This is a genomic window from Leptothoe sp. ISB3NOV94-8A (genome assembly GCF_043421595.1).
GTDB lineage: Bacteria > Cyanobacteriota > Cyanobacteriia > Phormidesmidales > Phormidesmidaceae > Leptothoe > Leptothoe turfae.
The window spans coordinates 5,052,138-5,075,104 of record NZ_JAXSQW010000001.1; the positions used below are offsets into that span (position 1 = coordinate 5,052,138).

Consider the following 22,967-nt stretch of genomic DNA (forward strand, 5'->3'; position numbering starts at 1 on the left):
ACAACATTGGCTGTGAAACTCTATACATATAGCGTTTGCCGTTCTCTTAACCCCTTTAGTGGGTTTTGTTCCAGTTAGCCTTGCGACTTTGAGTCCAAGGTGGGTTGACGCTTCATCGCCAGGGGCAAGAGCTGAGCCTTTTACGAACAGCAGGGCTGTTCGATCAACCGGCAAGAAACACAATTGTCGTGATTCTGTCGACAATCAGTCTATTTTAGGGTTGATTAGTTTGTGTTTCTTAGGAGTGTTTCAAGACAGTCTGCTCATGGTTCCCCTTGGTAAGGCAGGGCTGTTTCATTGTATGGATAGAAAATCTGAAGGCATTGAAAGCTCATTTGAGAAAAAGCATGCTCTACGTGGAGATGGACCGTGCCAAACAACGACACGATAACCTGATTAATCGCCCCCGCCGTAACCCTTAATTTAATGCAATTGAGGACAACTCAGTAGGCTGGGTTGTAGGGCGGCCTCACGGCCCTGCCCAGGGGGTTTGGGGAACTCGGAGGGACCCCAAGCAACCGGTTTTGGTTCCTTCCGATCATATCTCGATTCAGGATAAACAAAGTCATAAGCCTTATAGATTTTCTCTGGTGAACACGAAACAACCCTGCCTTGGGAAGGGGAACCGTCAGGGAGGTGTGTGGATCACTTGCGCTAATGACCGAAGACCCCTCCGTTGGTTCCCCTTGGTAAGGGGAACCGTCGTTTATCATGCTCGATGCCAATCATCTTCCAGTTATGTATATTCAGTAGCTTACGAAGGGGAATTAAGGGGGTAAGGCAGGGTTGTGAACTCTCTTTAGAGATGTGTATACACGGTAGCCATAAAGAGACGAGCCTCACACCCACGCCCGGTTCAAAACCGAGCGCTCATCGAGGGCTGTCGCTAAAGCGACAACATTGGCTGTGAAGCTCTATGCATAAGCGTTTGCCGTTCTCTTAACCCCTTTAGTGGGTTTTGTTCCAGTTAGCCTTGCGACTTTGAGTCCAAGGCGGGTTGACGCTTCATCGCCAGGTGCAAGATTTGAGCCTTGATCCCAAATGAGAACCGCTACATACCATTTGGGAAACACCTATGCCGATCAGCAGCCCTTAATCACAATCGTACTTGGGCGAAGTAAATCAGATTGCAGATAACGCACAATCTGGTTTCAACCCTGAGTAGAACTTTTATACTGAGTGGGTCAGTGCGTTAAGGCACACAGTATTCAAACAGCAAAATACTGTTGCGTAGTGCTTGAAACTATTAGTGTACTGGCATTGACAGGTTCGTTCTGGCTCAAACCAATAACTCACGAATATCTGCCCTGTATCAAAAGTACCCGCCGGGGTAATGCGAACAGAAGCGAAGCGAAGCATTATATTAAGTAAGAGTCGTCACTAAGAGATGTGTTATAGCCGCAAAGTCCCCTGAGTTTGCGCTATTGGCCAGGGATTGCCCCTCTCTTTGTCACTAAAACTGTCCATTTTTATTACTGAGAATCAAACAAATGGCAACACTCACACTCAACAACGTTACATTTACGGGTGGTAGTGGCCCCTTCAATGGCCCAGCGCTAGAGTTTCGTTTTGGGAATAAACTTATTGGTACCGCAACCATCACCCAAGCTAATACCCCTGTTACTTTTAGCGGCGCTTCAGGAACAATTGGTGGAACAGAGTTTCTTAGGGTTTATCAAAATGGTGAACCTTGTCGAGGAATGTTCGTCAATGCAGTTAGTGATTCAAATTCTGGACCGGGAACTTGTGAAGCTACAGCTGCTGTATATGGGGGAGGCATGCTTACTGTAGCGTATACCGTATCATAGCTCTCCTCTAGTCAGAATTCCGCAGGGAGAATGCGGTCTACTTAATTTCAAAACAGTTATTAATTTGTAAAACCGATAACTGTTTTGAACACTTTCCTTACCGTTATGTGGGTAAAAGGCTTTTTTACCCACATAACGGTTTAGGTGTAGATAGATTCTGGTGCACCAGGGTTGACGGGTAGATGTATCCTAATTGGAGGAAAATACTGGAAGGCTAAAGCTCAATCGTGATGGTGAAACAATACAATTTTGGGCTATGGGTTGCAAGCAAACTTTTTGTCTGCAGCTTACTGTCGTGTCAAGCTGCATGGGCACAGGTTACACCCGATGGCACTACGGCCACTCCAGATCCTGGTTCCTGCGCCGTCAGTTGCACCATCACAGGGGGCACCATTGACTCCACTGGAAGAAACTTATTCCATAGCTTTAGTGAGTTTTCAGTGCCTGCTGGAAGCACAGTAACGTTTGACCATGATCCCGCCCTTGTCAATATTCTCGCTCGGGTAGTGAATGGTCCCTTATCTATGATTGAGGGGACCATTCGCACCGATGTTACCAGTGACACCAATCTGTTTTTGATAAATCCCCAGGGCATTATGTTTGGTCCCCAGGGAAGTTTAGACTTGGGCGGCTCATTTGTTGCCACGACAGCCGATGCGATCCAGTTTGGCGATCAAGGTAGTTTTAGTACTACTGAGATAAATTCTGATCTGGTCAGGCTAACCGTTAATCCCTCTGCGTTGTTATTTAGCCAATCTGCACCTCAACCTATTATTAATCAGTCTACTGCCTTAAATCCAACTTCTTTTAGTTTTGGGTTAAGTGTGCAGGAGAATAATAGCTTACTGTTAGTGGGGGGTGATGTAATTATTGAAAAATCATCCCCCACTAATTTCAGTGGAGGTATTATTACAGCTCCCAGTGGCCGGGTGGAGTTAGGTGGCGTCAAGGGCACCGCTACAGTCGGTTTAGATATTGATAGTGGCAGCATCAGTCTAAGTTATCCAGATGATGTTCCTTTAGCTGATGTTATCTTAGACAGAGGCCGCTTGAATATCTCCAATAGCTTAACTAGCGTTGATCGTTCTGCTGGCAGCCTTGTTATCAGGGCCAACTCTATTTCATTCGTCAATCGTAGTGCTATTGATAGCGCCACATCTGGACCAGACAATGCTGGAAATATCTTGCTTTATGCAAACGAGTCTGTAACTTTTGATGGTGGAGGTATTAGTGTCAGTACTAGGGGCTCTGGAAACGGGGGTAGCTTGATCATTTCAACTGACACCCTCTCCCTAGAGAATGGTGCTACTTTCAGCGTCAGAACAAATGGGGCAGGAAATGCTGGAGTGGTTTCTTTAATTACTAATAGTATTTTACTCAGCAACAACAGCGCTGTCACTGCCGAGTCTTTTGGAGATCCGGCTCCTGCTGGCAGTGCCGGTAATATTGAAATTCAAACTGGCACACTTTCTCTGCTCGATGACTCTAAGATATCAACGCGAACATTTGGTGCAGCCATTGATACAGAAGCAGCTGGTTTAATTAATATAGATGCGCGGGAATTTGTTTCTCTCGCAAACGATGGTAGTAGCATCACCAGCGCAACTCAGGGCCAACGAAATGCCAGCAATATCATTATCAGTACACCAGAGTTAACTATTCAAGATCTTGCCAGCATATCGGCTGTCGGTAACTTGACTGATGATGGCATGACTACAGAAGGCGATGCAGGGAATATTGTCATCAATGGTGCTAATCAAGTCACCCTCTCGAACGGTTTTATTACAACAGAAACAAACACCCTAGGTAGGGGCGGCAACATTACCCTCAACACAGACCAACTCACCGCCAACTCAGGAGCCCGCATTACCGCCACCGCCACTGCCACCGCCGCCGCCACGACCCAGGGAGGTAGCGTCACCTTAAATATCGACCAAATCAACCTTTCTGGCGAAACCACCGGCATCCTGGCAGAAACCCAAGGCCCTGCCAATGCTGGCCTGATTACCCTGGCTCCCAACCATAGCAACAATGCTGTGACAGTCAACTTCCAAGACAATGCCAACATTTCAGCCGCAACTAGCGGCAGTGGCGACGGCGGCAGAGTCGTAGCGCTAGCCCCAGAAGGCATTACCCTCACCGGCAACGGCAGCCTATCCACCCGATCCACAGGGGCAGGCCCAGCAGGCGACATCGACATTCAAACCAACGGTCAATTTAGAGTACAAAATGGAGCAGAAGTAGAAGTCAGCGGCGAAGGCACCGGCAACAGCGGCATGCTGGATGTGGTAGCAGAAACCGTCGTACTCAATGACGGGAAACTCCTCGCTTCCGTACAAGCAGGGGAAGACGGCAATATTAACCTAGAAATAGAAGATGCCTTAATTTTACGAGGCGACAGTCTCATCTCTGCCGAAGCATTTAATACTGCCAACGGTGGCAACGTCAATATCACCACCCCCTTTATCATCGCCCTATCCCCAGATGGCCCCAACGGTAACGACATTCAAGCCATTGCCAGACAAGGCAACGGTGGCCGCATTGCCATTCAAGCCAACACCCTTTTCGGCATCGAAGAAAACAAAGCCACACTGGGCAATAGGACCAATGACATTGATGCCAGCTCAGAAGCCGGTATTGATGGCGAAGTCATCATTGACACACTGCAAGTGGATCCAGACGAAGGCATTGATCCATTACCCAGCGGTCTAGCCGCCCCAGAAATTAGCCAGGGATGTCAAGCAGGCAGCAACGGACAATTTATCGCCACAGGCCAGGGCGGACTGCCCTCAAACCCTTACGAACCCCTCAGTAGCGACGGCATTCAAGAAGACATTTACCCAGCAGGCCAAACCCTCCCTCAGCCCGTCAGTACCCAACAAACTGACCCTACCGACACACTGATCGAAGCCCAAGGCTGGAACAGAGACGAACAAGGCAACATTGTCCTGCTCACGACTACCCCAGACACCCATAGTTCCTGCCAGGTAACCTTAAACGGAGCGTTTTAAGATGAACTATCCGTTCCGTCAAACCCCAGGACACCGCTACTTACGTTTTGTACTGCTAACCGTCCTCAGTTTTCTAGTCACATTCAGTTTCCCAAAGTTTAGCCATCGGGTAATGGCAGCTAATTCAGGGAGGCCTACAGATTATTCAGCAATCCAGCAAAAATCTAGTTTCCCTTTAGAAGCTACGGAGTACACACAAGTCCTGCAAACTAGCACTCACAGTTGCACTACCCCCTCTAACTCCCCCTTAGTAAGGGGGAGGACCGGAGTTTCTCCCCTTACTAAGGCTACGGTGCATACACAAGGATTGGATACTAGCGTTTGCGGTTGTCTAACCCCCTCTAACTCCCCCTTGGTAAGGGGGAGGACCGGAGTTTCCCCCCTTACTAAGGCTACGGTGTATACACAAGGATTGGATACTAGCGTTTGCGGTTGTCTAACCCCCTCTAACTCCCCCTTGGTAAGGGGGAGGACCGGAGTTTCTCCCCTTACCAAGGGGGGATTAAGGGGGGTCATGCAGAATGTTGAACTCCCTGCCGAGCTATGTATACACGGTAGCCTCCTCAAGGAAAACACAAAGCAACAGACGGCCCAAACCTCCTCAGCCAGCTCCCTCCTACAAACAGGCATCCGGCAATATGAATCAGAGCAATTCGCTGCCGCCATCACCAGCTGGAGCCAGGCCTTACAAAACCACCAAACCACTTCAGACACGCTTACCCAGGCCCTACTGCTCAGCAATCTCTCCCTGGCCCACCAACACCTGGGGCAATGGCCCCAAGCCACCGCAACAATTGCCCAAAGTCTCAGCCTACTAGAAACCCCAAGCGATTCAGCCGCCTACTCCGAAACCCTGGCCAAAGCCCTAAACACCCAGGGCCGCCTGTATTGGGGCCAGGGCAATATGGAAGCCGCCCTACTAAGCTGGCGTGAGGCAACAACGGCTTATCGGCAAGCAGACCATAAGCGAGGTGTTTTACTGAGTCTGATCAACCAGGCAAAAGCCCTGCAAACCTTAGGTCTGCACGTACAATCTAAAACCATTTTGAATGAGGAAATCTCTCAAATTTTGCAAAATGGAGCGCTGGACCCCATATTAACGGCCAAAGGATTCTGGCATTTAGGTAATGCTCAACGACAGTTTGGCGAACTAACGGCATCCCAGGAAAACCTGCAACAGAGTCTGGCCATCGCCAAGACAGCTAACCGCCCCCAGATCCAGTCCTCAGTGTTACTGGATCTGGGCAATACTGAACGCGCCCTTAGTGATAGTGCCAGCGCCATTGGCAAAAAAGATGAGGCGTTGGTACATCAAACGGCGGCGCTTGCCGCCTATGAAGAAGTTGCCAACACTGGTGCAGCGTCACTCAATCAGGTGCAGGCCAATCTGAACCGGCTCAGTTTTTTAATAGACCTTGAAGAATGGTCCGCAGCCCAAGCCCTATGGCCAGATCTGCTATCCACCATTCCCCAACTACCGCCCAGCCGCACTGCTATTTATGCCCAACTCAACTTTGCCAAGAGTTTAGCCACCTTGATGCAGGTCAGCGAGGTGCAGCCCAAGAACCGTCAGGTCAGTCAAGCAGGCACTCCCAGCTGGCAAGAGATTGACGCAATTTTGGTCACTGCCATCCAACAGGCCCAGGCCCTGGATGACACCATTGCAGAATCCTATGGCATTGGCCAGCGGGGTGAGCTATACGAAATGCTCCAGCAATGGCCTCAAGCTCAAGCGCTGACCCAGCAGGCCCTGTGGCTCACCAATGAGACGCAATTTCTAGATGGTCGCTATCGTTGGGAATGGCAACAGGGGCGTTTGTTAAGGAAACAAGGCAAACAGGATGAAGCTGTTAAGGCCTATGATGCTGCCGTCAAAACCTTAGAACAGGTTCGTAAAAATCTGCTCTTTATCGATGCAGAGGTGCAATTTTCGTTTCGGGATAATGTTGAGCCTGTTTATCGTGAGTTTGTGGAGTTATTGCTGAGCCATGGCGATCAGGCCAGCTTAAGTGACCAAACATTAAACCTTGCCATCCAACAGATTGATAGCCTACAGCTGAGTGAGCTGGAAAACTTTCTGCGCTGTGACTTAGCCAGCACCACCACCATCAGCCAGTTTGAGGCGGATACTGATGCTGCGATTCTATATCCGATTATTTTGCCAGATCGGATCGCGGTGATTCTACAGCTGCAGGGGCAGAAGATGTTTGCTGATTTTGAGATCCCTCAGGAAACGGCTGAAACTAAGTTAGAACAGCTGCGGCGGGATCTCAGTAATGCCCCCAACCGCACACCTGAAGTTAGAAAGGCTGCTAAAGAGATCTATAAATGGCTGTTTTCAGAAACGATTGAGGCAGCGCTACAGAACTCTGACATAAAAACCCTGGTCTTTGTGTTGGATGGTGCTTTGCGGAATATTCCCATGGCGGTTTTAAATGATGGGGAGCAATATCTGGTGCAGAAGTATGCGATCGCAATCGCCCCTGAGCTGGAACTGTTCACCCCCAGACCCCTGACCAAAGAACTCAGGGTATTTACAGGAGGTGTGGGCACCCCCCAGGAAATCGAAAATCGACAGTTTCCTGCCATTGAAAAGCTCGATGCTGAGTTAGACAAAATCAGTGAGCTGTTTGGCCCGCAGCCACCCCTAACCAATGAAAACTTTCAGCGAGAAGCACTACAGCAACAGCTGAGTACAGGCAGTTTCTCAGGCATTCACATCAAAACCCATGGTGTCTTTAGCTCCGATCCAGAAGAAACCTTTATCGTGGCCCACCAAAAACTAATCCGTGGTCAAGAACTTGGGGATCTGATCCAATCGGCCAGTGTGCAGGGCGAAACCCCCATCGAATTGCTGGTACTGAGCGCCTGCTCCACCGCCACCGGCGATAATCGAGCCATCCTGGGCCTGGCTGGCATTGCCGTACAAGCAGGGGCACGCAGCACCGTTTCCACCCTATGGGAAGCGCAGGACATCCCCAATACAGAATTGATGATCCGGTTCTATGAGGAACTAAAACAGCCAGGCACTAGCCGAGCAAAAGCATTACAAAACGCTCAGCTGGCCCTGATTGAACGGGGTTATCGCGCCCCCCACCTTTGGGCCACCTATGTGTTGGTGGGCAATTGGCGTTAACAAAATCAAATGATCCCACAACTGCCTAGGGCAAGGTGTGCACAAGGCAACACCCCCACAAGGGTTAGGCAGTTTCAAAGCAATTTATTAAATCCCCTTGCAATTAACCATCTGTCAACTAACCATCTGTCAACGTTACTGGACCGACCACCGGGTATTGAGTAAACTCGCCCAAGTCAACGGACTCTAGCAAGTCAGCCCAGGTACGTCTAATATCCCCATCATTGGGAGACGCTGTTTGCAGCTGTGATGCAACCTGGTCAACCCTGTCGTACCAGATATCAGACGATGGGGCATTGCCCTGCACGGGTGATGCCGACGCCACCGGCTGTACCCAGCCATCAATATTCAGGTCGCTCACAGCCTCGTCACTGGCAATACAGGATACATTCAAATACCAGTGATAATACTGACCTTCTTCCAGGCTATTGGCAATATCAGCTGGCAACGTGATACTGACAAACCCTGGCTGAGTAGGCAGTTCAAATGAGGTTTCATACACCCGATCATCTTCAGACTCAGTCAAGATGGAAAAATCTCCACTTTCCACCTCATCCACGGTATAGGGCATGTAAAACCAAAAGGTTGTGGGATATCCCGCCAGGGTTTTGCCATGGACATTGGCCGGGGTAATCGCCGTTAATTTCTGGGGTTTTTGAGGACACACCGCCGGACCACCGCTGAGGCTACCTCCGGGTTGGCGGTTACCCGATGGTGGTGGTGTTGATGGGGCATCGGGTAGCTCAGCTTTCCGACCACGACCATTGTCAATCGGATTGGGAATAGCTGAAGCAATGGGCATGAAACCCAGGGGGCCCAAAAGTGCTACCCATGCAAAACTGACGAGGGCTAAACGGTTTTGCGATCGCATTTCTCAACTCCTCTATATCTAGAACGTTTTCAGGTCCAACGATTCGACAGTGATTTAGTAGTCCGTAGTTTAATGGTCTGTCAAGCTGAAAATTTCAGGCAAAGCTGGTAAAGAATCTAAAGGGATGAAGAGCCACACTTCACCCCATCGCCCTGGAGGCAATAGCCTAAAAGGCATTGCTTCGCTAAGGCTGACGTAGCACTCTTTATCAGGACCCAACCCGTATTGTTAACTTTGACACTGCACTCGTAATAACGCGCAGATAACCATGCTTATACGCTAACAAAACTCCAGCAGTTCCACCTAATGCAAATAATGCGGGTACCAGGGGTACCCATCCCCCCTGCACTAAAAGCAAGAGACAAACCTGACGCAGGCCCACACTGGCCCCGCCCACAACCAGTAACACCATCACTGGGCGGCGAATACACCACACCAACACACCACCCACAACGGCCCATCCCCAAATCCAGAGCATGTCCCCCCACTGCCACTGGCCGACTTGGGGCAATACCCAAATTAAGGGGCGCTCATCTAAAACAGCCGCGAGCAGCTGACTTACCCCGTGGGCATGAACCCAGACCCCTGGCAATGTGCCAAAAGGTGTTTCACGAATATCATTAGCAATGGGATCGGTCACCCCCATGAGCACAATGCGATCGCGAATTAAATTATCATTAAATCGTCCTTCCAGCAGGTCCGTAAAACTAATGCGGTGCGCAGGCTTAGGCTTAAATCGGTAGTTCAACAAAATTTGACTACTTTGACCATCCAACTGCTGATAACCACCCGTCCGTACAGCCAACCGATTAAACACAACAGGGCCTAAGTGCCAATTCTGCTGTGTATTCGCATTCAGAGGTTGCACCCCCTCTTTTCTTAAAAAACGTAGGACCAGATTGAGACTCAAACTATAGGGTGTGGAACAAGCCGACGAAACAGGACCTAAGTGGGGGTCGTAAGACAATAAGTGACGACGTACAACCGGACGGTTACGCTGATAGTCATCATCAATTTCGAGATCGCTAAAACCCACTTGATGTTCAGCTTGATAACGAGAGAATTCAGGAGGATGACCCAAAATCTCTCGATCATTCTGATCAAAAGAACACACTGTGATCAGATCAGGCGATTTTTCAAACTGCTCAAGCAGCTCCTCTCGACCAGGTTCATTCACCTGATAGCGATGCATATCAATGCCTACGGCCCTAGGCTGGCGTTGCTGTAGTTGGTCCAATGCCGCAGCTAACACGCCATCTCGAATGGGATAGCCATATTTATCGGTATCATCTTGCTCAATTTCTATCACCAGCAGACGCTGATCAACAGCAGGCTGCTCCCAGCTCACTGGCCGAGACCGGATTAAATGGTCATAGGCGGATAGCTCTAACGGCTGCAAAAGCCCTAAGGCCCTGACACCGACAAGCGGTAGGGTAACAGCTAAGCTGGTGACCAACAGATGACGCCAGTTAATATCCAATAATGTCTTAGGTTTAACTGGCTGGGGCTTTGGTTCTCGTTGTTCGGGCAATAACGACTGTGATTGAGGTGGCGCTGCTCCTTTAGTCCAAACAATCGGCGCTTCCGTTGGGTTCTGAAAAATCACAGGTAACCAGCTAGCACCGGGATATTTTCCCTCTAACCCCTGTAGTTTCTCTCGGGCATATCTAGCGGCAGTGTAGAACGCCTCTCCATGGGAAAAGGTCTGTAAAAAGTTCTCTAAAAACGCATGGGCCACCGGATCAACCACCGGCTCTCGCATCACAATCAGCTGAGGAATATTTAGATCAGCTAACGCCCGCGCTAAACCTAAACCATCACAGGAGTTGAAAATAGCTAGTTTGAGACCACGGCTAATAGATGCACTCAGAGCATTCCGCAATTCATCAATAGAGAGCTTTTCATCCGAATTTAGAAACAGCTGCTCCTTAAATTTGCCCTTCTCATCAACGGCATGGCTCGTGCTGTGGCCAGCAAAAAAGAAAATATCCCAGCCCTTGTCATCCCATAACTGTCGGTCTAATTCAGCTCGGTTAGGGTTCGACAAAAAAATAGTGTCAGCATCAACATCTTCAAGCATCAGGCGATCGACTTGAGTGTCGATCCCCTCACTATGCCCTAAAACCACCAAAACTCTCATCCGACGACTGATGGCCGTGGTGGTCTGGCTGGCAACCTCATACTCTGGAGAACTCAGAGCCACCTCTGCTTTGGTGTAATCCTTAAAAAATCGCCAGAGATGCCAGGGTAATTTCTGAAGTAGAGGATCGTCCGTTTCGATAATGACCCTAACATTCTCTTTAGGATCAAGTTTCACCCGTAATTGCTGATCGATCTTACGAAAGCCAGGAGAATTTAGCCACTGATTGATTTCCCCCTCTAAACGCTCACTCAACTCTAGCAAGTCGACCCTGGAAACATTAGTAATGGGTTCTGGTTCAAATTCAATCAGATCTTTTGCCGATAGCCGCGAGCGAAAGCGGTTATTCAAGGCTTCGTACAGACGACGCCATTGCTCGTAGAGCTCAGGGAGATTTTTAGCCGCAGGCAGACTACCACGACCACGGTATTGTACAGGCAGCTCACTATCTGGAAATAAGAGCTGGGCATTAACGCTGTTAAAGCCTGTTTGACAATTCCCTGGACCTAAATTTAAGACAACCAGTGGATTCATAGAAGCATCTCAGAGAATCTATTAAGCCGAAAAGGTTTCGCTAAAGGTGTCATCGCTAAGGTCAATTTGAAGACGGAACTGAGTACCCGGCTGACACCTGAAATAAGGTAGCTGCATGTAGTCTTCTTGAGTACGGGCTTGAACAGACTGCAATATCTCATCATCTTTGGAATAAATAGAGAGAATGAGATCAGTCGGCACATGATTATTCTCAACGGCTGGATGTACCTGTACCCGCACACCCATACGCCCATCGGACTCTGAATTTAACACCATCAGTAATGCTACCGTCTGGGGTTCTACTTCAGCATTTAATGTAACGAATTTAATTCTTGGTGCACAAAATCCTTTAGGCTCTCTGGCCCGTCGCATGTTGTATGCAAAGGCAGGATGCTGCAAGCCCCAAAATGAGTCAAGGGGTTGCCAGTCTTCACCAAATAGGTTGTGCAACCACTGGCTCAGGTTTGTAGTGGCCTTAACCAACTTTGCTTGCTGGTTTTCCATGCGTCGCTGATATAGCTGCTGACGCCAGTCTTCACCCTGGATTAGCGACGCCCAGTGGGTAAACGGGAGCATGAGTCTAGGAAATACTGTATTGGGTTGGCTTAACTGTTGCATGGCTTGAATTACCTGAGCGGGAGATAAGGGCTGTAACGGCGGTATCACCGCCCGAGTGTCAGCATCTGGACAAAATTGACAGATGTTCCAGAAGGCATTGAGATCGCGTTTTAGGTCCTGGCTTGACAAACAATAGGTGCGATCGCACCCATCGTAATCAGCCACTTTTTTAATGTGCTGGTGGGTTGTATAGCCCCACACCCTGAGCCAGTGGTTTTCTAAATCAATTTGGACTGCTAGATAATAATCGGCGGCCCAATCTGGAATATCTACCCATTCTTGAGGAATGTCTAATCCGCCTGTATCCAATGTCTCTGAAGGGAGTAGCACCAGCCGTTTAGCCCCCATGGTCAGACAGCTACCGCCCACCATTTCCCAAATATTCGGCAAGCTATCTACATTGGGCCAGATGGATGTCTCTCGGGCATATTCTTGCTGAAACCAGGGTAAAAACACCCGCAGACAAAGCTGATTTAGATAGAATTCCTCACGACGACCAGGCGTGACTAAGGTCTCCCTGTCTTGCCAACATTGGGTTTGGATATTGGGTGGGATTTCTAGCCACCATTCAGTAGGCTGGGCAAATGTGAGGCTCATGCGCGCAACTCCATCGCTGGCAACGGTTGGTTATTAATCTAGTAATCTAAGACTGATTGCGGTGGTGAACCGTCAGCCATTCTTCCAGGGCAACACTCATGTTGGTGATTAGGTCTGGCGAAGGCGAAATATGCATGGTTTTGGCCCAGGCTATCAAGGCCCGCAGTAAGTTTTCGCGGGTGCGGGTCAAACGCCTGGACACTGTGTATTGTTTAATATCTAGCTGCTGGGCAATTTGTACTTGGGTCAAGCCGTCACCATAGTACAGATGCAGCATCGCCTGGTTATCTGGGGTCAATTTACCGATAGCGGCGATCAGGACTGTGTTGATGTGAGCCTGCTGCATCTGGCGCTGCTGACCATCTTCTAGCTCAATAATGGCGTTAATAAGTGATGATTGCAGTGAGTCAGAAAGCTCATCCTGGAGTTCACCCACCTCTCGGTTAGGGCTGGGGACATTTAATGATTGGACAGTCGGGTACATGTATTCCCGCACCCAGGCAGCACATTGGGTCAACCGTTGCTCCAGATCTGCTGGTGTCAGCACAGCCCCTGGTTCAGATAGCTGCATGAGCCGTTCGGCGTTGTAAAGGGTTGCGATCGCAATCCACTGCTCCCGATCCGGTGCTCGCAATTTACGATTATGGGCTTTGGCAGCACCATAGAGGGTTTTATAGCAAACCCAGGCCAACCGATACTGGGCAATCGCCGTAGGTGATAATCCGGCATGGCGCAATGCCTCTACCATGCGCTGTTTACTCACCCGCCGCAAAAGCGTCCACACGGTACAAATATCCGCTTCTTGACGCTGGCGTAGCGTATCCCTAATCAAAGAAGCATAAACAATTCTGGCATACCCCTTTAAGCTGGCACCGCGTCGGGGATCATACCCTGCTAAAACTTTCGCTAGATCTATATTGGCCAGCTGAAAACAGTCAGACAATCGATACGAGGTGCGGCTGAGCATGCGCATTGACCGCTGAGCAGACCAGTACCAGGCTTCCTGCAAATAGGCCGCTAGATGCCCAAGCGCAATATCATCTGGCTGCTTTTTCCAACGTGAATGCCAATAAAGTGACCAAAAATCTTCTGAAGGCTCCGTATTGGCCAACTGATCTTGGTGCTGCTCAAAATTTCTCCGCAATCTAGGATCTACTACCCAACGATTAAAGCGATCTGACCGAAATTCAATAAAGGTTGAAAAGATTTCGATGAGGCTCTGTCGAGAATGCATATCAAAAATAAAGGAGCCTTAAGCACGCTTACATGAGGGTCGAGCAACATCCGGCAAAATCACAATTGATAGTTTTCACCTTTACCATTCTATGATTGACAACCTCCAAAACTGTATATATCGCACTTTCCTTATAGGAGCCTGAATGGTTAAGGCACATTTCTCCAAAAACGATAGGCAACCTCTATTGATTGGATTGATTTTATCAAAGGTTACTTGAATTGTTGACGCGGTCGAAATTTGATAGCTCACGGGGACTCTATGGCGTACGTTTGTCCATTATCAAATGTGGATGGGTCGATGGGAGGATGGGTGGAGAGTGGATGGGGGATGCCATAGGCTGCTAAATTTCTGCCATCGGGGTACTAGTTCAAAAGCTCGGCATTCAAGTCTCGTAAAATCGTCGAGCCCCCTGAACGCTGAGGATTAAAGATTGCCTGCAAAGATTGCTCCAGGGTTTCTGCCATGGCAATACGATTTTGATACGCCACAATCACACGGGCCAAAATTGGTAATCGGTTTTGTTCAGCCTCTAGATATAACGGCTCTACATACAGCAATGATTCTTCGATAGGAATGACCAGCAAATTGCCTTGATTGGCCCGTGAGCCTTGGGTATTCCATAGGGAGATCCGCTGAGAGATTTCTGGATCTTGATTGATCCGAGCTTCGATTTGCTCAGGGCCGTACACCAGTTCCTGCTTAGGAAAGCGGTAGAGCAACATCCGACCATACTGATTGCCGTCGGAACGGGATGCGAGCCACGCGATCAGGTTGTTCCGCTGCGATGGGGTAAATGGCCGGAGCAGAACAAATTCCTCTGCCGCTTCCTTGGGCAGTTTCATAATCAAATAGTAGGGTTCTACCACCTGAGATTCATTGGCATAGATTTCATTGGGAGCTCGCCAGGTATCTTCGCGGTTATAAAAAATACGTGGGTTGGTCATGTGATAAACCAACAGCTGATTTGACTGCACCAGGGAATAGTCTTCGGGATAGCGAATGTGGGCGACCAACGCCGGAGGCATTGATTCTAAAGGCTGAAGCATTTTGGGAAACAATTCAGCCCAGGTTTGAATAATGGGGTCAGTGGCATCAGCAACGTAAAACGAGACTGAGCCATTAAAGGCATCCACCACCACCTTGATAGAGTTTCGAATATAGTTAAACGGTTGGCCACCGGGGTCTGAATAGGGATAGCGATCGCTCGTGGTATAGGCATCGATGATCCAATAGAGATAGCTACCCTCGGGATCGATCGGATTAGAGGTATCAGAGGCGGCCTGGGCATTGGCATCGGCCACCACCAGGTAGGGATCGCCATCAAATTGCAGAAACGGTGCAATTTCTTTGACACGCTCTTGAATATTGCGCCGAAACAACAGTTTTGTATCGGCGGTAAAATCGTTGGTAAACAACATTTGCCAGTCGCTGAGATGCTTGGAATACAGCAATCGCTGCCACCAAGCCCCCAGCGAGATGCCACCGGTACCAGCATAGGTGGTATAAACATTGTCATTTTCCCCTGGGTAGTCCAGTTCGGGCACCCGAGTACCAGTCATGACATAGTTGTTAGTTAATTCGCCAAAGTAAATTCGTGGCTGCCCAATGGGGATGCTGCGGGCAACATCTTCATTACTGGGCACATGGGCAATGTCTTTAATAAAGTAATCTGGCAGACCGCCAATGGCTGCCGTATTCACCGGGCTCATGGTGAAGCCATAGCCATGGGTATAGCTGAGGTGTCTGTTCACCCAAGTTTGAGCCGTATCTTCTAATTGCTCATAATTGAGTTCACGGGCAGAGATCAGCACCTGACGACGTTCGGTGGTGCCGTCACTCTTGGTCAGGGTATAGCGATCTACATCAGCATCGAAAAATTCATAGTACAGGCGAATCTGTTGCAACTGCCGGTTACTTTCAAGCAGGGGGCGCGTATCCCAAACTCGGATATTGCGCACCGTCAGATCGTTATTGTTTAGCTTTTCGACTGTGAGATTATTTTGAGGATTAAAACTCTCTTCTTGAATATCGGTAAGGTTAAACGCATCACGGGTAAACGCAATGGAGCGCTCAATGTAGGGACGCTCTCGCTGAAATTCATTGGGCTGCACCACCAAGCGTTGCACTAACCAGGGAGCCAGGGTTTCACCCAGTAGAGCAACCGTTAAATACGTCGCAATCAGAATTGCAAAGGAGGGGACTCTCAACCTGGATCGATGTTTGGCAAACCCAAAGAGATATCTACTAAATGCTATGACCACCAAACTCAGGGTAATGATGCTCAGGGCTGTCTGTACTGGCAAATCCACCATGACATCGGTGTAGCTAGCGCCGTAGGTCACACCCTGGCGGGAGTAAAGCAGCTCATACCGATTCAGCCAATGGTCAATGCTAGTGGTTAACAGCAATAGACCTGTCAAGATATACAGGTGCCGCTGTTGTCGGGCAGAGAAACCTAGAAATCGTCCCTGACTGAGACGTTTGCCCGCTAGCAAGTAAACCAGGGCAACCGCCACTAACGTAAACAAAAACAGGCCAGACAGCCAGAATTCTGCCAGCTCTAGCACAGGCAGGCGAAAAATGTAAAAGCTAATGTCGTGATTGAACAGGGGATCAGATTGTTCAAAGCTGGTGGGATTGAGGGCTGGCAGTACCCGTGACCACTTAGAGGACAGGACCAAACTAAAGCTAAGGCTGAGGAGCAAAGTTGCGATCGCACTGCCCACCCCTGGATAAATCATCACCCCCAACATAATGACCATCAACGGCCCCAACTGCCAGGGTTGAGCCATAAGCTGCTGTATAATCCGCCAGCCAGTATCCACATTCAGCCACAGGGGCAAGGTGGGCAGGGGGTCAGCCGCAATGGAATGCCAGCGGGTCAGGGCTAGCTGTCCGTGATACAGCAAAGAAACTGAAAGCAGAAGTGCCAACCCCATGGCCAGGGGCAGTAGCCGCCCTAAACCAATGCCTCTGCGTCGATTTTCAGCACTGGGAACAATGCAATAGTCATCAAAACTCAGCTGCCGGGCTCGCCAGAGATTTAGACCGGCAAATAACAAGCTGCCTAAAAACGTCATTGTGCCCAACACCACCTGGGTGCGTAGCCTCAGCCAAAAAACATCCAGATAGTTAACTGAGCGAAACCACAGACCTTCTGCCGCAAAGTAGGTGAGGATATCAACGCTGAGGAAAAGTGCGATCGCAATCAGTCCCCATGTCCAAGAGGCTCTCGCAGATTGTCGTGGGGTAGCCCCTTGCAGAGGCCGGTCTTGCAGAGTCGCCATAGTGCATTAGATAGATCGAAGCAGTTAGATCGAAGCGGTCTTACTTTATCTTAGACAAGATCTTCGACCAGGCCTCCCAAACCGCCAGTCTCTATCGAGACCGCCTAGATCACCTGGCCTAGATCACCTGGCCTAGATCACCTGGCCTAGATCACCTGGAATGTGGTGCCCATAAACCAGATGTACAACATGATAAATAACCACCCTTCCCAAATGGTGATCTTGTTGTCTTGAACAATAAAAAACATCAACAATGAGGCCGCCAATAACGTTGGCACACTATGGGTAAGAATCGCATCTGATACCGGCAGTGGCCGAATTAACCCAGGAATACCCACGACTACAAAAATGTTGAAAATGTTGGACCCAATCACATTACCCACCGCTAACTCTGCCTTACCCTTAAGGGCGGCATTAATGGTTACCATCAGCTCAGGCAATGATGTTCCCAGGGCAACAGCACTAATGGCAATAATATCTCTGCCAATATTGAGACGATCAGAGATTTGAATCAACGAGTCAATCGTATAGTTGGCCCCTAGAAATATAAAAATTCCGCTGAGCACCAGGATCAGCACCTCCCTCATTAACTGAGCTGTCGTAAAGGCCGGGGCAGATGGATCCACAGCCTCCTGGTTAGAATCATCAGTGGCTTCATCACTACTCTTGAGAATGTAAAACAGATAGACAATGTAGCCAATGACAAGAATCAGCGCTTCTCCACGGGTAAACGTCTGATCTGATGAGGCCATCAAGGAGAACAGAAATGCTGACCCCACAAACAACGGCAGATCGACGCTGATCAGGTTATACATGACCCGCAAGATCTTAGTACTCATGATGGCCGCCGTACCAACCACCAAGCAAATATTGGCAATGTTAGAACCAATGACGTTACTCGCCACGACTTCCGCTGCCCCTTGAAAGATGCCAAACAATGAGGACAATAATTCCGGTAGCGACGTCCCCATGGAGACAATGGTCACGCCCACAATAAAGGGGGGTAACCCCATGGCAAGACCTAGTTTTTCAGCAGCATCAGTAAAAAAATCAGAGGCTTTAACCAACGTGGCCAGGCCAAGCACAAAGATCAACAGCAGTAGCGGTAAAGAATCCATAGAAACCCGGAAGTAGGTTAGAAAATAAATGTAACCACATCCAGAACCCTATGATCATTGCCACCAAAGCAACGTTTAGAACTGGATGTAGTTTGGCCTGCTGTTCGAATACGACTTCACATTTATGCTTGCCGCTAGTCAGCGTCAGAAACTTGACGAATCTAACGATACTTTGTTCTACGAACACCCCCGTTTTGTAACCCATGTGGACGAACGGTTTATTGAGCAGCTGACTGAGTTATATCAGGAACGACTCACCCCGAACAGCTGCATTCTAGACATGATGAGCAGTTGGGTATCACATCTGCCATCGGATATGCAATTTGCGCAGGTAGAAGGCCACGGTATGAATGCCGAGGAACTGGCCAAAAATCCCAGACTCGATCATTACTTTGTCCAGGATTTAAACGACAATCAGACGCTGCCTTTTAAGGATTGCACCTTTGACGCCGTACTCAACACCGTATCCGTGCAGTATCTGCAACAGCCTGAAACTGTTTTCGCTGAAATCTATCGCGTCCTCAAGCCCGGTGGCATCGCCATTGTCAGCTTTTCTAATCGGATGTTTTACCAAAAAGCGATCTCAGCCTGGCGCGACAGCAGCGATGCTCGCCACATTGCCCTCGTCAAAAGCTACTTCGCGTCAGTCAAAGGCTTTAGTCAACCTGAAGTCATTGCCAACCAGGGTCCCCCCATCAATCCCATTCTGCAAATGATGGGCATGGCCAGTAGCGATCCGTTTTATGCCTTGATCGCCGAACGAATGGAGGTTTTGGTCAAGTAGGTCAGGTAGGGCGGGCAGGGCCCACCGTCCAGCATTGCCCGTTCAAGCACCAATTATCCCCGTTGCTTACCACCATAGGCCTTCCAAGCCAAATCAATCAGCCCATTCACAATGGCCACAGCGACGACGGTGCTGCCCTTACGGCCACTAATACAGATGCTTGGCATTAAGCTGTCTTTTAACCGAGATTTAGTCACCTCTGCTTCCAAAAACCCCGCAGGTGTGGCGATCACCAAAGCAGGCCGAATCACATCGGTTTCAATCAGCTGTACCAGACTATCCAGGGCTGGTTGAGAATGGCCAATCACAAAAATTGCCTCTGGATAACGCTTTGCCAGGGTTTCAATGCCCCAGGCGGCCCGAGACTGATCTTTTTGAGGTCGCGTAATGGCATCCATAGCGGAGTACACCGGGTTGGAAAAGGTACTTTGCAGCCTGGGGGTAATGCCGGCCTGAGCCATGGGACCATCGACAACGACTGTAGTACGCGCTGCCAACGCAGCAGCTCCAGATGGGAGGGCCTGATCAGAAAATTGAATTAAATCCTTATATTCATAGTCTGCTGTAGCGTAAATCACTCGACGCACTATCTCATATTCGGCTGGAGCAAATGTATGCTGACCAATTTCCTGATCGATTATGCGTAAGCTCCTTGCATCCGTGACGTGCCATTCCATAAGTGCTGCCTGCGTTCGCCGCTAGTTTCAATAGACTAGCATCGTCAGCTGTTTTTCTGGTATCAAGGCAACTTAATACGTCACATGAATATTTTTTTGACAGCTGAATTCGGACGTGAAGCCAAAATCATGGTGCAAGGCATAAGTACAAATGCTTATTCCCAACCTCTGATGAGCTAAGGCTTTAGGCTCTTTAATAGGGGATGCTTAGACCATTTTTGTATGCCACACATTGCGTGCAGGGAGCTTGAATCAACCGTTTGGAGTGGCCTAGACAGTAAGAAAGGTGCCCCCTCGGTCTGATATTCTGAAGCTATTAAAGGCGCTCATATAGTCTTAATGCCACTGGTGGTTCTAGGAACGATTCTGGAGGATGGGCTATCAGTGCCCGCCACAGATGCGCCGACAATCAGCAGTGCCGCCTTAATAACAGCAGGCAGTTTGGAGGAAATACGCAGTGGAAAGTACCCTCGGATTAGAAATTATTGAAGTTGTCGAGCAGGCTGCGATCGCATCTGCTCGCTGGATGGGTAAGGGTGAAAAGGATATCGCTGACGAGGTGGCTGTAGAAGCCATGCGTGAGCGCATGAACAAGATTCACATGCGCGGCAAGATCGTGATTGGTGAAGGTGAGCGTGATGATGCTCCCATGCTTTACATCGGCGAGGAAGTGGGTGTTTGTACCCAGCCCAATGCTGACGAGGTTTGCAACCCTGACGAGCTAATCGAAATCGACATTGCCGTTGACCCTTGCGAAGGTACTAACCTTTGTGCCTATGGTCAGCCCGGTTCCATGGCTGTATTGGCTATTTCTGAGAAGGGCGGTCTGTTTGCAGCACCTGACTTCTACATGAACAAGCTAGCTGCCCCCCCAGCTGCTAAGGGCAAGGTAGACATCACCAAGTCTGCCACTGAGAACCTGAAGATTTTGTCTGAGTGCCTGGACCGCGCCATCGACGAGCTTGTCGTTGTGGTGATGAAGCGTTCACGCCACGACGACCTGATTAAGGAAATCCGTGATGCGGGTGCCCGCGTTCGCCTCATTAGCGACGGTGACGTCTCTGCTGCTATCTCCTGTGGTTTCTCCGGTACTAACACCCATGCTCTGATGGGTATTGGCGCAGCTCCTGAGGGTGTCATTTCCGCTGCTGCCATGCGCTGCTTGGGCGGTCACTTCCAGGGTCAGCTAATCTACGATCCTGCCATTGTTAAGACCGGCCTCATCGGTGAGAGCAAGGAAGCTAACCTGGCTCGACTGAATGAAATGGGTATCACTGATCCCGATAAGATTTACAGCGCTGAAGAGCTCGCCTGCGGTGAGACTGTCCTATTTGCTGGCTGTGGTATTACGCCTGGTTTATTGATGAATGGCGTTCGCTTCTTCAAGGGCGGTGCTCGGACTCAGACCCTGGTAATTTCCAACCAGTCCAAGACTGCTCGCTTCGTGGACACCATCCACATGGCTGAAAACCCCAGCTACGTTTCCCTGAAGTAGTTTTATGCCTTAAGTCACCCATGGGTAGGGTGCGTTACCACGCACCTTACATATTTTAAAAACACTCTAGCTGTTGACAAATGGCTAGGGTGTTCTTATGTCTATGTGTCATTTGGTAACGGTTAGCACCAAATGATGGACTTTTGTTGAGAAACCTTGAGTTAGGGGTCCGTTTTTCTCTAGTTTCAATAGGTAGCGCATTTAGCACGGTATCGCTAAAGCGCTTATTTCATGACTGTTGAAGACATTTACTTTTACTGCGATCGTCCGGCACGTCGGGCATTTAATAAAGGATCTTTTTTGGAGGAAGAATGAATATTGCCGTTATTGGCCTTAGCCATAAGACTGCACCAGTCGAGGTTCGGGAAAAGCTCAGTATTCCCACACCTAAGGTTGAAGGTGCGATCGCAAGACTCACCAGCTATCCTCACGTCAAAGAAGTTTCCATCCTCAGCACCTGTAATCGTCTAGAACTCCACATAGTCTTAAGCAACACTGAAAACGGCATTCGCGAAGTCACTCAGTTTCTAGCCGAATATGGTGATTTATCCATCGAAGACCTGCGTCCCCACCTCTTCATCTTGGTTCAGCAAGATGCCATCATGCATCTGCTACGCGTCTCCTCCGGTCTAGATAGCTTGGTACTGGGTGAAGGCCAGATTTTAGCTCAGGTGAAACACGCCCTAGCAGAAAGCCAGAAGTACAAGGGCGTAGGTCGCATTTTAAGCCGCCTGTTTAAAGATGCCATTAAAACTGGTAAGCGCGTACGTACCGAGACCAGCATTGGTACAGGGGCAGTTTCTGTCAGTTCTGCTGCTGCTGAACTTGCTCAGATGAAGGTGCCTGACTTTACCAATTGCCATATCACCATCATCGGCGCAGGCAAAATGGGTCGCCTGTTAGTGAAACACCTAGTCTCTAAGCGAGCTATAAACATCACCTTGCTTAACCGCAGCATCAAGCGAGCCGATGATCTAGCCGCTGAATACAGCCATGTGAACATCAAGACCGGCACCATGGACATCATGGAAGCCGCTGTCACCAAAGCTGATGTCGTCTTTACCTGCACATCCTCAGAAGAGCCTGTGCTGCATCATGACAACGTTAAGCCTTGCTTGGCCGGTCGTCCTTTAAGCCTTTTTGACATCTCTGTTCCCCGTAATGTTCATAAGAACGTAGAGGAACTCGATGCAGTGAAGGCTTACACCGTTGATGACCTCAAGGAAGTCGTGGCCAAGAACCAGGAAAGCCGTCGCAAGATGGCCCAGGAAGCTGAAGGTATTCTGGAGCAGGAGTTAGCACAATTCATCAAGTGGTTTGGTTCCCTGGATACTGTCTCCACCATCAGCAGTCTACGCACTAAGGTAGAAGCTATCCGCGAGCAAGAGCTAGAAAAAGCCCTATCTCGTCTGGGTGCAGACTTCTCTGACAAGCACCGCAGTGTAGTTGAGGCCCTATCCCGTGGCATTGTCAACAAGATTCTGCATGACCCCATGACCCAACTACGGGCGCAGGAAGATGCTGAGTCCCGCAAGCAAGCCATGGAAACGCTGCAAGTATTGTTTAACCTGGAAGCGAAAAGGGCGAAGGCGAAGCGTTAAAAAACCCAAATACCCATTAATACGGGCATTACATCACAATGTAGGGGCGTTCC

Annotated in this window: 13 protein-coding genes; 6 read left to right on the forward strand and 7 right to left on the reverse strand. The window is 49.3% G+C overall.

Annotated elements, in window-relative coordinates:
• The first annotated feature begins 1,490 nt into the window (after positions 1 to 1,490).
• The 3 genes from SPB21_RS21535 (at position 1,491) to SPB21_RS21545 (ending at position 7,955) form a co-directional block, all read left to right on the forward strand.
• The gene (locus tag SPB21_RS21535) at positions 1,491 to 1,808 is read left to right on the forward strand and encodes a hypothetical protein (RefSeq protein ID WP_499867679.1); all 318 of its coding nucleotides are present in this window, start codon (positions 1,491 to 1,493) and stop codon (positions 1,806 to 1,808) included.
• 230 nt (positions 1,809 to 2,038) lie between these two features.
• A complete protein-coding gene (locus tag SPB21_RS21540) occupies positions 2,039 to 4,819 on the forward strand; it encodes a two-partner secretion domain-containing protein (RefSeq protein ID WP_499867680.1) in 2,781 nt (926 codons plus the stop codon).
• 514 nt (positions 4,820 to 5,333) lie between these two features.
• Complete coding sequence (locus SPB21_RS21545) at positions 5,334 to 7,955, forward strand: CHAT domain-containing protein (RefSeq protein ID WP_499867681.1); 2,622 nt, start codon at positions 5,334 to 5,336, stop codon at positions 7,953 to 7,955.
• Between the two features lie 118 nt (positions 7,956 to 8,073).
• Here SPB21_RS21545 and SPB21_RS21550 read toward each other — a convergent pair whose 3' ends face one another.
• The 6 genes from SPB21_RS21550 to SPB21_RS21575 form a co-directional block, all read right to left on the reverse strand.
• Complete coding sequence (locus tag SPB21_RS21550; RefSeq protein WP_499867682.1) at positions 8,074 to 8,826, reverse strand: DUF928 domain-containing protein; 753 nt, start codon at positions 8,824 to 8,826, stop codon at positions 8,074 to 8,076.
• Between the two features lie 208 nt (positions 8,827 to 9,034).
• A complete protein-coding gene (locus SPB21_RS21555) occupies positions 9,035 to 11,500 on the reverse strand; it encodes a CHASE2 domain-containing protein (protein WP_499867683.1) in 2,466 nt (821 codons plus the stop codon).
• A 21-nt stretch (positions 11,501 to 11,521) separates the two neighbouring features.
• Positions 11,522 to 12,715, reverse strand: coding sequence for a DUF1822 family protein (locus tag SPB21_RS21560; protein ID WP_499867684.1), 1,194 nt, complete (start codon positions 12,713 to 12,715; stop codon positions 11,522 to 11,524).
• Positions 12,716 to 12,761: 46 nt separating this feature from the next.
• Positions 12,762 to 13,949, reverse strand: a complete 1,188-nt coding sequence (locus tag SPB21_RS21565; protein ID WP_499867685.1) for a sigma-70 family RNA polymerase sigma factor — start codon at positions 13,947 to 13,949, stop codon at positions 12,762 to 12,764.
• A 365-nt stretch (positions 13,950 to 14,314) separates the two neighbouring features.
• A complete protein-coding gene (locus SPB21_RS21570) occupies positions 14,315 to 17,239 on the reverse strand; it encodes a UPF0182 family protein (protein WP_499867686.1) in 2,925 nt (974 codons plus the stop codon).
• A 146-nt stretch (positions 17,240 to 17,385) separates the two neighbouring features.
• Complete coding sequence (locus tag SPB21_RS21575) at positions 17,386 to 18,357, reverse strand: calcium/sodium antiporter (RefSeq protein WP_163671065.1); 972 nt, start codon at positions 18,355 to 18,357, stop codon at positions 17,386 to 17,388.
• A gap of 124 nt (positions 18,358 to 18,481) precedes the next feature.
• Between SPB21_RS21575 and SPB21_RS21580 the strand changes: the two genes are divergently transcribed.
• Positions 18,482 to 19,141 carry a class I SAM-dependent methyltransferase gene (locus SPB21_RS21580; RefSeq protein ID WP_163671064.1) on the forward strand — a complete coding sequence of 220 codons (660 nt, stop codon included), beginning with the start codon at positions 18,482 to 18,484 and terminating at the stop codon, positions 19,139 to 19,141.
• Between the two features lie 53 nt (positions 19,142 to 19,194).
• Here the strand turns inward: SPB21_RS21580 and SPB21_RS21585 are convergent, their stop codons facing one another.
• Complete coding sequence (locus tag SPB21_RS21585; RefSeq protein ID WP_163671063.1) at positions 19,195 to 19,818, reverse strand: precorrin-8X methylmutase; 624 nt, start codon at positions 19,816 to 19,818, stop codon at positions 19,195 to 19,197.
• A gap of 457 nt (positions 19,819 to 20,275) precedes the next feature.
• On the opposite strand from SPB21_RS21585, the gene glpX reads away from it, so the two are divergent.
• Together glpX and SPB21_RS21595 are read left to right on the forward strand one after the other, a co-directional pair.
• Complete coding sequence (glpX, locus tag SPB21_RS21590) at positions 20,276 to 21,313, forward strand: class II fructose-bisphosphatase (protein WP_163671062.1); 1,038 nt, start codon at positions 20,276 to 20,278, stop codon at positions 21,311 to 21,313.
• A gap of 311 nt (positions 21,314 to 21,624) precedes the next feature.
• Positions 21,625 to 22,914, forward strand: coding sequence for a glutamyl-tRNA reductase (locus SPB21_RS21595; protein WP_499060613.1), 1,290 nt, complete (start codon positions 21,625 to 21,627; stop codon positions 22,912 to 22,914).
• Positions 22,915 to 22,967: the final 53 nt, after the last annotated feature.